The organism is Bradyrhizobium sp. 2S1, assembly GCF_011516625.5.
Classification (GTDB): domain Bacteria; phylum Pseudomonadota; class Alphaproteobacteria; order Rhizobiales; family Xanthobacteraceae; genus Bradyrhizobium; species Bradyrhizobium septentrionale.
Genome location: NZ_CP147717.1, coordinates 7,891,441 through 7,908,549 on the forward strand (window position 1 = coordinate 7,891,441; position 17,109 = coordinate 7,908,549).

Annotated in this window: 10 protein-coding genes and 2 pseudogenes; 6 read left to right on the forward strand and 6 right to left on the reverse strand. The window is 65.8% G+C overall.

The features are described 5' to 3' along the window. The first annotated feature begins 206 nt into the window (after nt 1-206). From HAP54_RS37325 to HAP54_RS37335, 3 genes are all read left to right on the forward strand, one after another. Nucleotides 207-1,943, forward strand: a complete 1,737-nt coding sequence (locus HAP54_RS37325) for an extracellular solute-binding protein (RefSeq protein ID WP_166306765.1) — start codon at nt 207-209, stop codon at nt 1,941-1,943. A gap of 78 nt (nt 1,944-2,021) precedes the next feature. Continuing rightward, the gene (locus tag HAP54_RS37330; protein ID WP_166295619.1) at nt 2,022-3,533 is read left to right on the forward strand and encodes an AMP-binding protein; all 1,512 of its coding nucleotides are present in this window, start codon (nt 2,022-2,024) and stop codon (nt 3,531-3,533) included. A 105-nt stretch (nt 3,534-3,638) separates the two neighbouring features. After that, the gene (locus HAP54_RS37335; RefSeq protein ID WP_166295621.1) at nt 3,639-4,865 is read left to right on the forward strand and encodes a GGDEF domain-containing protein; all 1,227 of its coding nucleotides are present in this window, start codon (nt 3,639-3,641) and stop codon (nt 4,863-4,865) included. Nucleotides 4,866-4,867: 2 nt separating this feature from the next. On the opposite strand, the pseudogene HAP54_RS37340 reads toward HAP54_RS37335, so the two are convergent. After that, nucleotides 4,868-4,991: pseudogene (locus tag HAP54_RS37340) on the reverse strand (IS5/IS1182 family transposase); the annotation flags it as partial. Between the two features lie 366 nt (nt 4,992-5,357). Between HAP54_RS37340 and HAP54_RS37345 the strand changes: the two are divergent. Then, the gene (locus tag HAP54_RS37345; protein WP_166295624.1) at nt 5,358-5,771 is read left to right on the forward strand and encodes a DUF4304 domain-containing protein; all 414 of its coding nucleotides are present in this window, start codon (nt 5,358-5,360) and stop codon (nt 5,769-5,771) included. Nucleotides 5,772-5,979: 208 nt separating this feature from the next. Here the strand turns inward: HAP54_RS37345 and HAP54_RS37350 are convergent. From HAP54_RS37350 to HAP54_RS37360, 3 genes and pseudogenes are all read right to left on the reverse strand, one after another. Continuing rightward, nucleotides 5,980-6,312 (reverse strand): annotated as a pseudogene (locus HAP54_RS37350) (GFA family protein); the annotation flags it as partial. Between the two features lie 2 nt (nt 6,313-6,314). After that, entirely contained in the window at nt 6,315-9,833 is a 3,519-nt protein-coding gene (gene mfd, locus HAP54_RS37355; RefSeq protein ID WP_166295630.1) for a transcription-repair coupling factor, read from the reverse strand. Next, complete coding sequence (locus HAP54_RS37360; protein WP_166295633.1) at nt 9,830-10,120, reverse strand: succinate dehydrogenase assembly factor 2; 291 nt, start codon at nt 10,118-10,120, stop codon at nt 9,830-9,832. The genes mfd and HAP54_RS37360 overlap by 4 nt, the downstream gene beginning before the upstream one ends. A 267-nt stretch (nt 10,121-10,387) precedes the next feature. Here HAP54_RS37360 and recG point away from each other — a divergent pair, with 267 nt between their 5' ends. After that, complete coding sequence (gene recG / locus HAP54_RS37365; RefSeq protein WP_166295636.1) at nt 10,388-12,496, forward strand: ATP-dependent DNA helicase RecG; 2,109 nt, start codon at nt 10,388-10,390, stop codon at nt 12,494-12,496. Nucleotides 12,497-12,608: 112 nt separating this feature from the next. On the opposite strand, the gene HAP54_RS37370 is transcribed toward recG, so the two are convergent. Further along, a complete protein-coding gene (locus tag HAP54_RS37370) occupies nt 12,609-13,397 on the reverse strand; it encodes a DUF502 domain-containing protein (RefSeq protein WP_166295639.1) in 789 nt (262 codons plus the stop codon). A gap of 96 nt (nt 13,398-13,493) precedes the next feature. Continuing rightward, the gene (gene glmS, locus HAP54_RS37375) at nt 13,494-15,320 is read right to left on the reverse strand and encodes a glutamine--fructose-6-phosphate transaminase (isomerizing) (RefSeq protein WP_166295642.1); all 1,827 of its coding nucleotides are present in this window, start codon (nt 15,318-15,320) and stop codon (nt 13,494-13,496) included. Between the two features lie 375 nt (nt 15,321-15,695). On the opposite strand from glmS, the gene HAP54_RS37380 reads away from it, so the two are divergent. Further along, nucleotides 15,696-16,730 (forward strand): IS110 family transposase, encoded by a 1,035-nt coding sequence (locus HAP54_RS37380; protein ID WP_166294930.1) that lies wholly within the window; start codon nt 15,696-15,698, stop codon nt 16,728-16,730. Nucleotides 16,731-17,109: the final 379 nt, after the last annotated feature.

Genomic DNA, 17,109 nt, shown 5'->3' on the forward strand with positions numbered 1-17,109 from the left:
CGCGCTTGTCACGGCGGGTTTCAGCAGCCTGTGATAAACCTTGGGACGTGACGTTTCGCGAATCAAAACCGGCGCCTCACAGACGCGTTCCCGGGCGTGTGGGGCGCGCCGCGTCGGCCGCACGCTGGCTCGCCTCGGCATTGGTGCTGGCATTCCTGACGACCGGGCTTGCCCCTGCGGCAGCCGCCGAGAGCCACGCGATCGCGATGCATGGCGCCCCGGCGCTGCCGCCGGACTTCACCCATCTGCCCTATGCCAATCCCGACGCCCCCAAGGACGGCCGGCTGGTGCTCAGCCCCCGGGACGGCACTTTCGACAGCCTCAATCCGCTGATTGTCAGGGGTCTCGCTGTGCAGCAGCTCAGGGGCTACGCCTATGAGCGCGGCTATGTCTACGAAAGCCTGATGGTGCGGAACAATGACGAGCCGTTCACCCTGTACGGCCTGCTCGCCCGCAGCGTCGAGACCGACGACAACAGGAGCTACGTCACCTTCCATATCGATTCGCGCGCGCGCTTCTCGGACGGGCAACCGGTCACCGCAGACGACGTGGTGTTCTCGCTGACGCTGCTCCGCGATCACGGCCGGCCGCTGCATCACCAGTATTATTCGAAAGTTGCAAAGACCGAGGTGCTCGACCCGCTCACGGTGCGATTCGATTTTGGCGGCGTCTCGGATCGCGAATTGCCGCTGATCCTCGGCCTGATGCCGATCCTGCCGCGCCATGCCACCGACGTCGCCAAATTTGAGGAGACGACATTTGCGCCGCCGATCGGCTCCGGCCCCTACCGCGTGACGGCGGTCAGGCCCGGCGCCAGCGTGACCTTCACCCGCAATCCCGACTATTGGGGGCGCGAGCTGCCGGTCAACCGCGGCATGTGGAATTTCGACGAGATCCGGCTCGATTACTACCGCGACGCCAACAGCCAGTTCGAGGCGTTCAAGCGCGGCCTCTATGACTTCCGCACCGAACCCGAACCGCTGCGCTGGCACGACGGCTACGACTTCCCCGCGGCGAAGAATGGCGAGGTGCTCCGCGACGCCATCAAGATCGGCACGCCGCGGCCCTCCGAATATCTGGTGTTCAACAGCCGGCGGCCAAAATTTGCCGACGTCAGGGGGCGTCAGGCGCTGGCGCTGCTGTTCGATTTCGAATGGGTCAATCGCAACTATTATTTCGAGCTCTATTCGCGCGCGGGCGGCTACTTTGCCGGATCGGAATTGTCCGCCTATGAGCGCCCCGCCGACGCGCGCGAGCGCGAGCTCCTGAAGCCGTATGCGTCGCATATCCAGCCCGACATCCTCGATGGCCGCTACCGCCTGCCGGTCACGGACGGTTCAGGGCGCGACCGGACCGTCCTCCGCAATGCGTTGGCGCTGCTGTCCGACGCGGGCTACGCGCTCGACGGCACGGTGTTGAAGCAGCGCTCGACCGGGACGCCGCTCCGGATCGAGATTCTGGTCACGACCCGCGAGCACGAGCGGATCGCCCTCGCCTACCAGCGCGACCTCAAGCGCGCCGGCATCGACGCCGCGGTGCGGGTGGTCGACGCCGTCCAGTTCGAGCAGCGCCGGGTCGCCTACGACTTCGACATGATCCCCATTCGCTGGGACCAGTCGCTGTCGCCGGGCAACGAGCAGTGGTTCTACTGGGGCAGCCAGGCCGCCGACGTGCCGGGCACGAGAAACTACATGGGCGTCAAGGATCCGGCGATCGACGCCATGATCGAGGCGCTGCTGGCGGCGCGGGAGCAGCCGGCCTTCGTCTCGGCGGTGCGTGCGCTGGACCGGGCCTTGATGTCGGGCTTCTACGCTATCCCCCTATTTAACTCGGGAGAGCAATGGATCGCGCGCTGGAATCGGATAGAACGGCCTTCGACCACGGCGTTGACCGGCTACCTGCCGGAGACCTGGTGGGAGAGGCCCAGCGCGCAACCCAAGTGATGTCACGTGACGTGATGCGATACCACCCGACGCGGCATGACCTGGTCCGATCGAAGCGATGCAACCGACGTTGAACCCGTGAACCAGTCGATCACCTCGCCAACGCTCGATACCCTGTTCAAGCGCACGTTGGCGCGGCAGCCCGACGCGTTGGCGCTGGTCGACCCGCTCAACAAGCAGCGCATCACCGGACAGACCCGCAAGCGCCTGACCTACGCCCAGGCCGACCGGGCGATCTCGGCGATCGCGGCCCACTTCGTCGAGAACGGATTGCCGGCCAACACCGTGATCGCAGTCCAGATGCCTTCCACGGTCGAGTTCGCCCTGACGGTGCTGGCCGCCTATCGGGTCGGCCTCGTGGTGGTGCCGCTGCCGCTGTTGTGGCGGCAGGCCGAGCTGATATCCGCCCTCAACCGCACCGCGGCGCGGGCAATCGTCACCTGCGGCAGGATCGACGGCGTCTCCTATGCCGACATCGCGATGAACGCCGCGGCGGAGGCCTTCTCGATCCGCCATGTCTGCGGCTTCGGCACCGATCTGCCCGAAGGCATGGCGTCGCTCGACCAGGCGATCCTGCAGGACTCGCGGACCTCGCGGCCGATGCTTCAGGACGGCCGCAAGCCGGCGCTGATCTCCTTCGACGTCACCAGCGAAGGCCCTCGTCCGGTACCGCGCGCCCATTTCGGACTGATCGCCGGCGGGCTTGCGATGTCGCTGGAGAGCGACCTGGCGCAGGGCGCCACCATCATGTCGGCGTTTGCGCCGATGTCGTTTGCCGGCGTCTGCTCGTCGCTGGTGGCCTGGCTCGTGTCGGGCGGCACGCTCGTGCTGCATCACCCGTTCGACGATGAGGCGTTCGAGACCCAGTTCAACGACCACGGCTGCGACACGCTGATCGCGCCTGCGCAACTCGCGCTGCGGCTCGACGAGCGCGGCTTGTCGGAGCGCCTGCCCACCCTGCGCAACGTGATCGGGCTCTGGCGCACGCCGGAACAGGTTGCCTCCAGCGCGCACTGGACCTCGCGGCGCGTGACCATGACCGACGTCTACCTGTTCGGCGAGGCCGGGCTGTTCGGCGCCCGCCGCACCGCCGAGGACGGCTCGCCGGCCCAGATCAAGCCCGGTCCGCACAGCGCGCCGCGTGAAGCTCCCGGCGCATCGATCGCCGGCGAGATCCTGCTGACGCCGAAGGGCACGCTCGGCCTGCGCGGCCCGATGGTGCCGGTCGCGGCCTATGCGCCGCCGCCTCCGCCGGGCGACACCCTGATCGCGCCGCCGCCGCGCGATTATGTCGATACGGAATATGCCGCGCGGGTCGATTGCGTGACCGGCGCCATCAACATCACTGCCCCGCCGTCGGGGGTGATGACGGTCGGCGGCTACCGCTTCCTTGCGCAGGAGCTGCAGGAATGGTCGCGCCGCCTCGGCCAGGGCGCGCTGCTGACGGCGCTGCCCGACCGCCTCAGCGGCCACCGGCTCGCAGGACGTGCGCAGGACAATGCACGGGCCCGCGACACGCTCGCAGAACTTGGCCTTAACCCCTTGATGGTCGAGGCATTTCGCGACCGCGGCCGCGCTGGACTGGGTTAAAATCTTATCATTGCGTTAGTCTTATCATTGTGTTGACGCCGCATTAAGCCATGCGAACTAGCATCGAAGCCGTTGCTGAACTCTGCATTGGTTTCGAGCGTTCGAATGTCCCAACAAGGTCCGGTCCTGATCGTATCGGCGGCAGCCAGGCCGCCGTTTGCCGCGGTCCTCGATGAGACCAAGCTGTTCCCGGTCGTGGTCACCGACTGGAGCGACGCCGGACGGGCCATCGAGCAGGTCAAGCCGGCAGCGATCATCGCGGCCGCCGAGGGCGTCGATTTCGTCACCCTGTCCGGCCTCGCCAGGCGCGCCGCCGCCCGCGCGCCTTATCTGCCGCTGATCGCGGTCGATCCCGCGACCACCCTGCCCGACACCGCGATCGCATTCTTCCAGAAGCCGGGCCTGCCGGATCGCTTGACCGCCCGGCTCAACGCCAGCCTGCGGGTGCGCGCGCTGCATGCGACGGTGATGCGCCGCCTGGTTCCGCCGACCCCGGTCGCACTGACGGATATCGATCCAGTCGGGGAAGCCACCGCGCTGTTGATCGGCCGCGGCGGCGCCTACCCGACGTTGTCGGTTGCGCTCGGCGAACGCGCCGGCGTGGTCGGGGCGCTCAGCATCGAGGCCGCGGCCAAGCATCTCAGCAACCGCGATATCGATGGCGTCGTGCTGGCCGAAGGCTTTACACCGCGCGTGATGGATGCCTTCCTGACTGTCTTGACCGAGGACGTCCGCTTTCGTCCGCTGCCTGTGATCGTCGCCTCGGCCGAGCTTACGCCGCGCTACGAACTGCCTAATCTCGAGATCGTCACGGCCGGGCCGACGCGCGTCGCCGACATGGTGTTGCCGATGATCCGGCAGCACGCCTTCGAGGCGCGGCTCGGCCGCATGCTGCGCGCGATCGACGCCAAGGGCCTGATCGACGCCCGCACCGGCCTGCTCACCAAGGCCGCGTTCGAGCGCGATTTTGCGACCGCCGTCTACCAGACCGCCGACCGCGGCGGAGCGCTTTCGGTGGCGCGGTTCACCTTCGACAACGCGCAGCCCCGCGCGCAATTCGACGGCGCGCGGATCATCAGCCGGCTGATGCGTCAGACCGATTTCGGCGCGGTGCATGACGACCGCTCGATCGTGGTGGCGTTCGCCGGCACCGACCTGCGCAACGCGCAGGCGATCACGCGGCGATTGGCGAGCGTGATGCGCCACACCCAGAACGGCCGCCGCGACGTCAGATCCGAACCGGCCGTCAGCGTCGCAACGCTGTTGCCGACTGATTCCGCGATGTCGCTGCTCGGGCGCCTGTTCGGGATGCCGGAGCGGGCTGCGTCGTAGAGCGACGACTCATTAGCACGCAGCCAAACGCGGATTGATGCGAGCTCGATGAACGCCAGATAGTTGGCCGCGCGCTTGTCGTATCGGGTCCGCAACATGCCGACATTGCTTAATCGGATTGAAGAACGTTCGATGCGGCTTGTTCGCTAGCACCGGTTTAATGGTGGTCCATCCGCAATCGCTGAGTTCGTAGCGTATGATTCGAGGCTCCGGTTTCAGGGCTTGAATCACGTCTCGCGGCGCGCCAGCAACGCCTCATGGCGTGCCGCTAGACTAATCCTTTGAAATTACTTCCGCTTTCAGCAGAACGGCGGACATGACCGGATTCGCTGCCGCTCGTCTCGGTCGCGAATGACCCGAAGCGGACAACTTCGATACCGGCGAGAGTGCAGGCTTGGATAAATCGCGGTAAGGGTTAGCGAGACCGAGGCAATTGTGCCGGGCGGGTTAGCGCAGCTGCAAGGAGCAAAGGTGGGCGACTCGCGGGCTGACATGGATCGAGAAATCAAAACTGCCATTATTCCCTGGCTACGCACTCAAGGATTCAAGGGATCTTTTCCGCATCTGCGCCGAATCGGTCAGTCCGCAATTGATCTGCTGACATTCCAGTTTGATCTCCACGGCGGAGGCTACGTGATCGAGATCGCACAGTGTCCGTTGGATGGGATCGTCACGCATTGGGGAAAGACTATACCAGCAGCCAAGGCCAAAGCTTGGGATGTGCACCCTTCGCGCCGCAAGCGCATCCAAGCTAATGACACGGCGGGCACAACTGGATGGTTCCGGTATGACGTCCATCCCCCGAGCAAGGTTGCCGCGCATACATTGAAAAAACTCTCCGATGAAACTCTCTGGACGGACCTTGGTCCGGTCGGTCCTCCTGACAAGCTGCATTTGCCGCGATAGTGACCGAACGCTTGCATCATTCTGGTTTGACAATTTCCGCATTTGGGCCCGTTGCGTCATTTGGCTGCGCTGCAGAATTTGGTCGCTAAAGGTGCATAGCAGACTCTGGCAAGCCGTCTGCCTTGGCAGACTGGGTTCACGGCGTAGCTGGAGACGGTCATCTTCTAGGCGAGAGCCTTGCCCAGCGGTCGTCGGCGGACAGCGATAGTTAGACAGCTGAGATGAGGCGGAGTGTGCCTGCTCGACGCGTTGGCCTGCCGGTGTCGTTCGTGTGGTCGACGCCGTCCATGACGGGCACCTTAGAGAAATCGAATGGGCTCACCCCGTCCAGGCAAGCCACGTTTACGGCATAAAGATTCTGGTTAGATCGTCGTTGACGATGTGTGTATATTCCGCAGCGAGAGCAGAAGAAGCGCTGCGCTGATCCGGTATGAAAGCGATAGCTTGTTAACGCATCCTCGCCCTGCAGGACCTTGATCCCACCCATTCCCGCCATGACAACGACGGCGCCTCGCATTCGGCAGTAAGAGCAAGTGCAGCGACCTAAGCCGCCTTCTTGCTCTCCGCGAGATTGGCGAGTTGGCGCAGGATCTCGGTGGTGCCGGCGAGCCGCTCTTCCGGCGTATCCCATTCCTGGAAGAACACCACCTTCATGTCGGGCCGCACCTTGGCGGCCTGGCCGTGCTGGCGGATGAAGCTTACCAGCCGTTCCGGATGGGCAAAGCTGTTGTCGCGGAATGCGATCACGGCGCCCTTCGGCCCGGCGTCGACCTTCCCGACATTGGCCCTGCGGCAGTAAGCCTTGATCGCGGCGACCTTGAACAGATAGCGGACTTCGTCGGGCAGCACGCCAAAGCGGTCGCGCATCTCGGCGGCGAAATTGTCGATCTCCTCGTCGGTCTCGAGATCGGCCAGACGGCGATAGAGCGAGAGCCGCACGCTGAGATCGTTGACATAGTCCTCGGGGATCAGGACCGGCATGCCGATCGTGATCTGCGGCGACCAGCGGTCGGCGGCGGGCTCGGCGACACCGGCCTTCAGATTGACGATCGCCTCCTCGAGCATCGACTGGTACAGCTCGAAGCCGACTTCCTTGATGTGGCCGGATTGCTCTTCGCCCAAGAGATTGCCGGCGCCGCGGATGTCGAGGTCGTGCGAGGCGAGCTGGAAGCCGGCGCCCAACGTCTCAAGCGACTGCAGCACCTTGAGCCGCCGCTCCGCCTGCGCCGTGATCTTGTGCTGCGCCGGCAGCGTGAACAGCGCATAGGCACGAAGCTTGGAACGGCCGACGCGACCGCGCAGCTGGTAGAGCTGGGCGAGACCGAACATGTCGGCGCGGTGCACGATCAGCGTGTTGGCGTTCGGAATGTCGAGACCGGACTCGACGATCGTGGTCGACAGCAGGACGTCGTATTTGCCGTCGTAGAACGCCGACATGATGTCCTCGATCACAGTCGGCGGCATCTGGCCGTGGGCGACCGCGACCTTCATCTCCGGCACGTTCTTGTCGAGGAAATCCTTGACGCCGGCGAGATCCTCGATCCGCGGTACGACGTAGAACGCCTGCCCGCCGCGATAGCGTTCGCGCAGCAGCGCCTCGCGGATCATCAGGGGATCGTGCGGCGCGACGAAGGTGCGCACCGCGAGGCGGTCGACCGGCGGCGAGGCAATGATCGAGAGTTCGCGGACGCCGGTCAGTGCCAATTGAAGGGTGCGCGGGATCGGGGTCGCCGACAAAGTCAGCACGTGGACCTGGGCGCGGAGCTGCTTCAGCCGCTCCTTGTGGCTGACGCCGAAATGCTGCTCCTCGTCGACGATCAGCAGGCCGAGGTCCTTGAACTTGATGGCCTTGCCGAGCAGCGCGTGGGTACCGACGACAATGTCGACCTGGCCGTCGGTGAGCCCCTTCTTGACCTGGTTCAACTCCTTGGTCGAGACCAGCCGCGAGGCCTGCGCGATGTTGACCGGGAAGCCGCGGAAGCGCTCGGTGAAGGTCCGCGAATGCTGACGCGCCAGCAGCGTGGTCGGCACCACGACCGCGACCTGCTTGCCCTCCAGCGCCACGGCGAATGCCGCGCGCAGCGCCACCTCGGTCTTGCCGAAGCCGACGTCGCCGCAGATCAGCCGGTCCATCGGACGGCCGATTTCGAGGTCCTTCAAGGTCGAGGTGATGGCGCCTAGCTGATCCTCGGTCTCCTCATAAGGGAAGCGCGCGCAGAACTCGTCATAGACATGCGGCTGCAGCGGGAATTTCGGCGCCTCGTGCAGCTGCCGCTCGGCGGCGATCTTGATCAGCTCGCCCGCAATCTCGCGGATGCGGTTCTTCAGCTTCGCCTTGCGCGCCTGCCAGCCGCCGCCACCCAGACGGTCGAGCTCGACATTGGCGCTGTCGGAGCCGTAGCGCGACAGCAGCTCGATGTTCTCGACCGGCAGGAACAGCTTTGTCTCGGCCGCGTAATGCAGCTCGAGGCAGTCATGCGGCGCGCCGGAGACTTCCAGCGTCTGCAATCCGACGAAACGGCCGATGCCGTGCTCGACATGCACGACCAGATCGCCGGTCGCCAGGCTCGTCACCTCCGAGATGAAATTGTCGAGCTTGCGGCTCGCCTTGCGTGGCCGCACCAGACGGTCGCCGAGAATGTCCTGCTCGCTGATGACGGCGAATTCATCGGTCTCGAAGCCGGACTCCATGCCGACCACGGCCAGCATGGTCTCGTTGCGCGGTGTCGCCTGCACGATCCGCCAGGTGTTGACGCTGGTCGTGTTGAGCAGCTTGTGGTCGCGCAGCATCGCGCCCATGCGGTCGCGCGAGCCTTCGCTCCACAGCGCGATGATGACCTTCTTGCGCTGCGACTGCAGCGCGCCGACATGGCCGACCACGGCCTCGAACACGTTGACGTTGCCGTCGGCGCGCTCCGGCGCGAAATTGCGGCCCTGCCGCGCGCCGGCGTCGAACATGTCGGGCGAGCCTTCGGGCACCGCGAACGGCGTCAGCCGCGCCAGCGGCGCCTCGCCGAGCAGTTTTGTCCATTCGGCCTCGGTCAGATAGAGCTGGTCCGGCGGCAGTGGCTTGTAGATCGCGCCGCTGCCCGGATGCTCCAGCGCCTCGCGCCGCGCCTCGTAATAGTCGGCGATTTGCGTGAAGCGCTCGCGCGCGGCGTCCTCGGCCTGCGGCTCGATCGCGATTGCGGCGCCGTCGAGATAGTCGAACAGCGTGTCCATCCGCTCCTGGAACAGCGGCAGCCAGTGCTCCATGCCGGGATGGCGGCGTCCCTCGGAGACCGCCTCATAGAGCTGGTCGTCGCGCTCCGGCGCGCCGAACGCTGCGACATAGCCCATGCGGAAGCGGCGGATGGTCTCTGTCGTGAGCTGGAATTCCGAGACCGGCACGAGGTCGAGCCCGCGCATGTCGAGCAGCGTGCGCTGGGTCTCGGCATCGAAGGTGCGGATCGATTCCAGGCTGTCGCCGAAGAAGTCGAAGCGAACCGGCTGATCGAGGCCGGCTGGAAACAGGTCGAGGATACCGCCGCGCACCGCGTATTCGCCGGGCTCGCGCACCGTGGACGAGCGGGTGTAGCCGTTGTGCTCGAGCCAGGCCACGACCGAATCCATCGGCACCACATTGCCCGGCGCAACCGACAGCGCTTGGGCTGCGACCAACCCGCGCGCCGGCACCCGCTGCACGGCGGCGTTCACGGTGGTCAGCACGATCAGCGGCTTGTCGCTGCCCACCAGCCGCGACAGCTTTGCCAGCGCGGTCAGGCGTTGCGCCAGAATGCCGGAATGCGGCGAGACGCGGTCATAGGGCTGGCAGTCCCAGGCCGGAACCTGCATCACCGCGATATCGGGCGCGAAGAACTCAAGCGCGCGGGCGAGCTGCTGCATCCGCGCGCCGTCGCGGCACACCACGGCGAGGCTGACTGCCGGCCGCTTCGGCTGCGCGGCGATGGCGCGCGCCAGATCCGAGATGACGAGCCCCTCGGCGCCCTCGGCGACATTGGCGATGGTCAGCACCCGGCCCGCCGCGAGCATCGCGGCCGGAGATTTCATCGGCTGTTTCATGCGCCGTGATCCGCCACCCGGAACGCCTTGATGCGGGCAAACAGCGCGGTCGCGTATTCGGCCGGCAGCACCCTGTCGCCGGTCAGCGCGGCATAGAGGTCGGGATCCGGCACCTCGATCAGGTGCTCGAGCTCGCCGATCTCCTGATCCGACAGATCCGCAATGGTCGCGTCGGCAAAGCGGCCGAGGATCAGGTCCATCTCCCGGGTGCCGCGATGCCAGCAGCGAAACAAAAGCCGCTTGCGGCGGTCATCGAGCCCGTTGCTCGATCGTGTCGATCCCGTCATGTCCCAAAATCCATCGAACGCCAAAAGCCCGGACGTGCCGGGCGGGCCTTGATATAGCGACGGCGACGGCCGATGTCAGCCCTCATCCGTCGCTTTTGGGGGTTGCTTGGGGGGGAATGCCGTCATTGCCGGGCTTGTGCGCCCGTCGAAGCCTTGGCGTGGCTCTTGGCGTAGACGGGACCCGGCCGTCTATGCTCGCCTAAAAAAGACGTGGATGCCCGGCACAAGGCCGGGCATGACGGAGTGAAACGGACTTAGATTCTCGCGATGCGCCCCGCCCTGCTCAATCCGCTGTTTGCCCAGGTCACGACCCTCCAGGGTGTCGGCCCGAAGCAGGACAAGCTGCTGCGCTATCTGCTTGACCGCAGCGAGACGCCGCGGCTGGTCGATCTCCTGCTGCATCTGCCGGCGAGCGTGATCGACCGCCGCGCGCGGCCGAAGATCCGCGACGCTGCGGTCGGAACCATGGTCACGCTGGAGGTCACCGTCGACCGCCATCGCCCGCCGCCGCCGCGCAATGCGCGCGCGCCCTACCTCGTCTATGCCAGCGACGACACCGGCGACGTCGTCCTGACCTTCTTCCGCGCCCAGCCCGGCTATGTCGAGAAGCTGCTGCCAGTCGGCGAAAAGCGTTACGTTTCCGGCACACTGGCGATGTATGACGGCATCCCGCAGATCGTGCATCCCGATCGCGTCGTCGATGAAGCCGGCTTTGCAAAGCTCTCCGGCATCGATCCGGTCTATCCGCTGACCGAGGGGCTTGCGATCGGCTCGCTCCGCCGCGCGATTGCGCAGGCGCTGACCAGGCTGCCGGATCTGCCGGAGTGGATCAGCCCCGAAGTGCTGCGCCGCTGCAATTTCCCGCCGATCCGGGAGGCGCTGACCCGCGTCCATGTTCCAGTCGAGCTGACCGACATCTTGCCGGATGGCCCGTTCTGGTCGCGGCTCGCCTTCGACGAACTGCTGGCCGGTCAGCTTGCGCTGGCGCTGGTCCGCGCCACGCTGCGCCGCCCCGCCGGCGTCCGCAATGCTGGCGACGGCCATCTGCGCAACAAGATCATCGACGCCCTGCCCTATGCGCTGACCAAGTCGCAGCAGGAGGCAGTGGCCGCGATCATCGCAGACCTGCAACAGCCGGTGCGGATGCTGCGCCTCGTGCAGGGCGACGTCGGTTCCGGCAAGACCGTGGTGGCGCTGCTTGCCGCCGCAGCGGTCGCGGAAGCCGGCAAGCAGGCCGCATTGATGGCGCCGACCGAAATTCTGGCGCGGCAGCACATCAAGACCATCGCGCCGCTCGCCGAACGCGCCGGCATGCGGGTTGCGATCCTCACCGGCCGCGAGAAAGGCAAGGAGCGCCGCGAACTGCTGGCGCAGCTCGAGGCCGGCGAGATCGATCTGCTGGTCGGCACCCATGCGCTGATCCAGGACGATGTGATCTACAAGGCGCTGGCACTTGCCGTGGTCGATGAGCAGCATCGTTTTGGCGTGCGCGAGCGGCTTGCTCTGACCTCCAAGGGCGAGGCCGTCGACGTGCTGGTGCTGAGCGCGACCCCGATCCCGCGCACGCTGGTGCTGACATATTTTGGCGACATGGACGTCTCGGAGCTGCGCGAAAAGCCGGCCGGCCGCCAGCCGATCGACACCCGCGCGGTGCCGATGAGCCGGATCGAGGATGTGATGGACGGCGTCGGCCGCGCGCTTGGCGCCGGCAAGCTGGTGTACTGGATCTGTCCGCTGGTCGATGAATCGGAGGCCGAAGGTACCGAGCACCTCACCAACGCGACCGAGCGTTTCGAGAGCTTGCAAAAGCGGTTCGGCGATCGCGTCGGCCTCGTGCACGGCCAAATGAAGGGCACCGACAAGGATCGCGTGATGGCGCAGTTCGCCGCGCACGAGATCGGGCTCCTGGTCGCAACGACCGTCGTCGAGGTCGGCGTCGACGTCCCGGCCGCGACCATCATGGTGATCGAGAACGCCGAACGCTTTGGTCTGGCGCAACTGCATCAGCTGCGCGGCCGCATCGGCCGCGGCTCGGAGGCCTCGACCTGCCTGTTGCTCTACAAGGAGCCGCTCGGCGAGATGTCGAAGGCGCGGCTGAAAGTGATCCGCGAGACCACCGACGGCTTCCGGATCGCCGAGGAGGATCTGAAGCTGCGCGGCGAAGGCGACGTGCTCGGGATCCGCCAGAGCGGCCTGCCCGGCTACCGCATCGCGCGCTCCGAGGTGCATGGCCAGCTGATCACCCAGGCCCGCGACGAGGCGCTGCGCATCATGAAGGACAATCCGAAGCTGAAGGGCGAGCGCGGCGAGGCGCTGCGCGCCCTGCTCTATCTCTACGAACGCGACGAGGCCGTGCCGCTGATCGGCGCGGGGTGATTTGAGCGGTCATTCCGGGGCGCATCGAAGATGCGAACCTCAGATGTGCGAGTGACATCGGGGTATCTCGAGATTCCGGGTCTGCGCTTCGCGCATCCCGGAATGACGTCGCCTATCCCTCCACCTTCGCCGGCGCGGGCTGTGTGGCCGGCTGCAGCGAGGCCTGGTTGGCGATGCGCGCGGCATTGGCCATGCCGGCGAGCGCCGCGGCGCGCTTCTGATCGTTGGCGCCGCCGGGCTGTACCACGCCGCACGACATGATCAGCGTCGCGGCATCCTCGGTGCTCATCTCGATCTCGATGATCTTGCTCTTCGGCACGTAGAAGAAGAATCCGGTGGTCGGGTTCGGCGCGCAGGGCAGGAACACCGAGATGTGCTCCTCCTCTGCGGGCAGGCTGGCGGCGAGTTCAGGGTTCGGCGCCTGCGAGATCAGCACGATCGACCACATGCCGGGCGACGGAAACTCGACCAGGCCGACGCGGCGGAAGCTCGAGCCGTTGCCGGAGAACAGCGTCTCGAACACTTGCTTCAGGCCGCGATAGATCGCCCGCACCGCCGGAATCCGCCCGAGCAGCCGTTCGCCCAGATCGACCAGGGTTCGCCCGATCAGATTGGCGGTGAGGAAGCCGAGCAGCGTCAGCGCGATGACGGCGACGATCAGGCCGGAACCGGGCAGCCCGAACGGTAGGTAGGTTTCCGGCCGGTAGGCCGTCGGCACGAACGGCCGGACCAGATTGTCGACCCAGTTCACGAACCACCAGGTCAGATAGAAGGTGATCGCGATCGGACCGGCCACCACCAGGCCGGTCAGGAAATAGTTGCGAAACCGCGCCATCAGCCCTCGGGGAGCGTCCGGGGGCAGGTCACCTGGCGCGGGGGGAGGCACTTTGTTGGAAGTCATTGCGGTTCCTAGGTCGTCGAAGCGGCCGTAGTCCAACACCCAGCTAAGCCATTCTGACGCATTTTTGAAGGGGCCGCGTGAAGCCGCGGCTTGCGGCTATTCGACCGTGACCGATTTGGCCAGATTCCGGGGCTGATCGACGTCGGTGCCCATCACCACGGCGGTATGATAGGCGAGCAGCTGCACCGGAACGGCGTAAACGATCGGCGCGAAGGTCGCCCCCATGTCCGGCATCACGATCGTCACCAGCGACTGGATGGTGGCCTCCGCCGCGCCCTTGGCGTCGGTCATCAGGATGATCTTGCCGCCGCGGGCGGCGACCTCCTGCATGTTGGAGACGGTCTTCTCGAACACCTTGTCGTAGGGCGCTATCACCACGACCGGCATGTGCTCGTCGATCAGCGCGATCGGCCCGTGCTTGAGCTCGCCGGCGGCGTAGCCCTCGGCATGGATGTAGGAGATTTCCTTCAGCTTCAGCGCGCCTTCCAGCGCCAGCGGATAGCTGGTGCCGCGGCCGAGATAGAGCACGTCGCGCGATTTCGAGATCTCGCGCGCCAGCTTCTCGATCTGCACTTCCGTGGTGAGCGCTTCCGACATCAGGCGCGGAATCTCGACCAGGCCGTGCACCAGCTTGGCCTCGTCGGCATCGGACAGCTCGCCGCGCGCCTTGCCGGCGGCGACCGCGAGCGAGGCCAGCACCATCAGCTGGCAGGTGAAGGCCTTGGTCGAGGCGACGCCGATCTCGGGGCCGGCCAGCGTCTGCAGCACGGTCTCGCTCTCGCGCGCGATCGTCGAGGTCGGCACGTTGACGACCGACAGCGTGTGCGCGCCCTGCGACTTGGCGTAGCGCAGCGCCGCCAGCGTGTCGGCGGTCTCGCCCGACTGCGAGATGAAAATCGCAAGGTCGCCCTTGCGCAAGGGCGCCTCGCGGTAGCGGAATTCGGATGCGACATCGAGCTCGACCGGCAGCCGCGCCAGCTTTTCCAGCCAGTATTTCGCTACGAAGCCGGCATAGCTCGCGGTGCCGCAGGCGGTGATCGAGATGCGCTGGATATCCTTGAAATCGAACGGCAGCTTGACCGGCATGGTGACGCGCTCGGTCGCCATGTCGACATAGCGCGCGAGCGTGTGCCCGACCACTTCGGGCTGCTCGTGAATCTCCTTCGCCATGAAGTGGCGATAGTTGGCCTTGTCGACCAGCGCGGTCGCGGTGGTGTGCTTGATCGCCTCGCGGTGGACGATGGCGTTGTCCTTGTCGAAGATCGTGGCGCCCTTGCGGTTGAGAACCACCCAGTCGCCGTCCTCGAGATAGCTGATCGTGTCGGTGAACGGCCCGAGCGCGATCGCGTCCGAGCCGAGATACATCTCGCCCTCGCCATGGCCGACCGCGAGCGGCGGGCCGTTGCGGGCGCCGATCATCAGATCGTCCTCGCCGGCGAAGATGAAGCCGAGCGCGAACGCGCCGCGCAACTCCGACAGCACCGCCCTCACCGCCTCGATCGGCTTGACGCCGCCCTTGAGCAGATTGTCGACCAGATGCACCACGACCTCGGTGTCGGTCTCGGTCGAGAACACCGCGCCCTTGGCCTCGAGGCCCTCGCGCAGCTCGCGGAAATTCTCGATGATGCCGTTATGCACCACGGCGACGCGCTCGGTGGCGTGCGGATGCGCGTTGTTCTCGGTCGGCCTGCCGTGGGTGGCCCAGCGGGTGTGGCCGATGCCGGTGTGGCCGCCGAGCGGCTTGGCCTCCAGCCGGGCCTCCAGATTCTTCAGCTTGCCCTCGGCACGGCGCCGCGCCAGGGTGCCATTCTCCAGCGTGGCGACACCCGCGGAATCATAGCCGCGATACTCCAGCCGCTTGAGCGAATCCACCAATTGCTCCGCGACCGGAGCGCGTCCAAGAATGCCGACGATGCCGCACATGCGGTTCACTATCCCCAAAATCGCCGAAAATTTGCCGAAGTGGCGACACGGTCCCTTAACGGGAATCGCCGGCCGCAAGATACTCAATAATTATTGCCAATTGCGACAGTCTTAAACGGCAAGGTTGATGCAAAAGGCTGGTTAATCGGGGCTAACTATTTTGGCAAGAGTGCGTCAGCGGGCCCCCGCCGGCGCCTACTGTTTGTGGTACAGCTCGCGTAGATGGGGTAACGGGCCGGCCGCCCGCTCGCTACGGCGCGATTTGGAAGCGCGCTCGCGAGCGGCCTGTTGGTTGGAAGGCGGTCGTCCCTCAAACTGATGGTGTCAATAAACGGAGTCGGGCAAGCCCGCTCCAAGCATCATTAAGGGACGACCATGTACCACTATGCAGGAATCGACGTGTCTTTGGAATGCTCGAGCGTCTGCCTTGTCGATGGGACAGGTAAGATTTTGCGCGAGGCGAGGGTTGCGAGTGAGCCGGAGGCCTTGATCACCTGGTTGCGGTCGCTGGGGTTGGTGCTGGAACGGATCGGGCTGGAGGCTGGTCCGCTGTCGCAATGGCTCTACGCAGCGATGCGGGATGCGGGCCTGGCAGTCGAACTGTTGGAGACGCGGCACGTCCGCGATGCCTTCAAGGCGATGCCGGTGAAGTCGGACCGCAACGATGCCCGCGGGATCGCGCAACTGATGCGGCTGGGCTGGTTCCGGCCGGTGCACTGCAAGTCGATCGAAGCGCAAGAGACGCGGGCGGTTCTGACGGCACGCAAGCTGCTGCAGTCCAAGCTGCGCGACATCGAGAACAGCCTGCGCGGCGTGCTCCGCGGCTTCGGTCTGAAGGTCGGCACGACCACCGAGCGCACGTTCGCCGAACGCATCCGGGAGCTCGTAGCGGGCCATCCCGGACTTGAGATCGTGGCACAGGCGCTGCTCGAAGCCCACGCCGTGCTGCGGCGCGAGTTCAATGGCCTGGATAAGCACACCCAAAAGCTCGCCAGGTCGCACCCTCAAGCCCGCCTCCTGATGACGACACCGTCCGTCGGCCCGATCGTGGCGCTTACCTACGCCTCGGCGGTCGACGACCCGAAGCGCTTCCGGTCCTCGAAGGCGACGGGAGCGCATTTTGGCCTCACCCCGAAGAAGTACCAATCGGGCGAAACCGACTATACCGGCCGCATCAGCAAGATCGGCGATGCCTCCGTGCGCGAGGCGCTCTATCAAGCGGCTCACGTCATGCTGACCAAGCCGGTCAGGAACTGCTCGGCGCTGAAAGGCTGGGCGATGCGGATCGCCCGGCGCGCAGGCCTGCGCAAGGCCAAGGTGGCGCTCGCACGCAAGCTCGCCGTCGTTCTGCATCGCATGCTCGCCGACGCCAAACCGTTCAACCCGATGGCCAAGGCCTCGGCAACCTAAGCAAGGAGCAGCAATCGGTTCTGGGCGGGCCACGACACCAGGCTCTCCCTGAGCGAGGTCCCTGCGCCGGGACGATGGATCCGGTCAGGCCGCCATCCGGGAAGTGGCTCACAACCACGCTTCCGTAGATTGGCCGGCCGGCTCCTCAATGCACCCCATCAGGCGACGGCCTTCGCGCCGATCCCGTACAGAAGCAAGTGCCCGGCGAGTGGATCACGCAAAAAGGGATTGACTTACAAAGGCCCGTTACAGAAGCCCGGATGAGCCAACGGGTCGCGCGAACGCGCGCCCGATGACAGGCTCCGCGACATCCGGGTCTTCGGTCCCGCATATCGCTTCGCTCATGCGGGCTGCAAGATGCAAGGCAGGCGTCCACGCC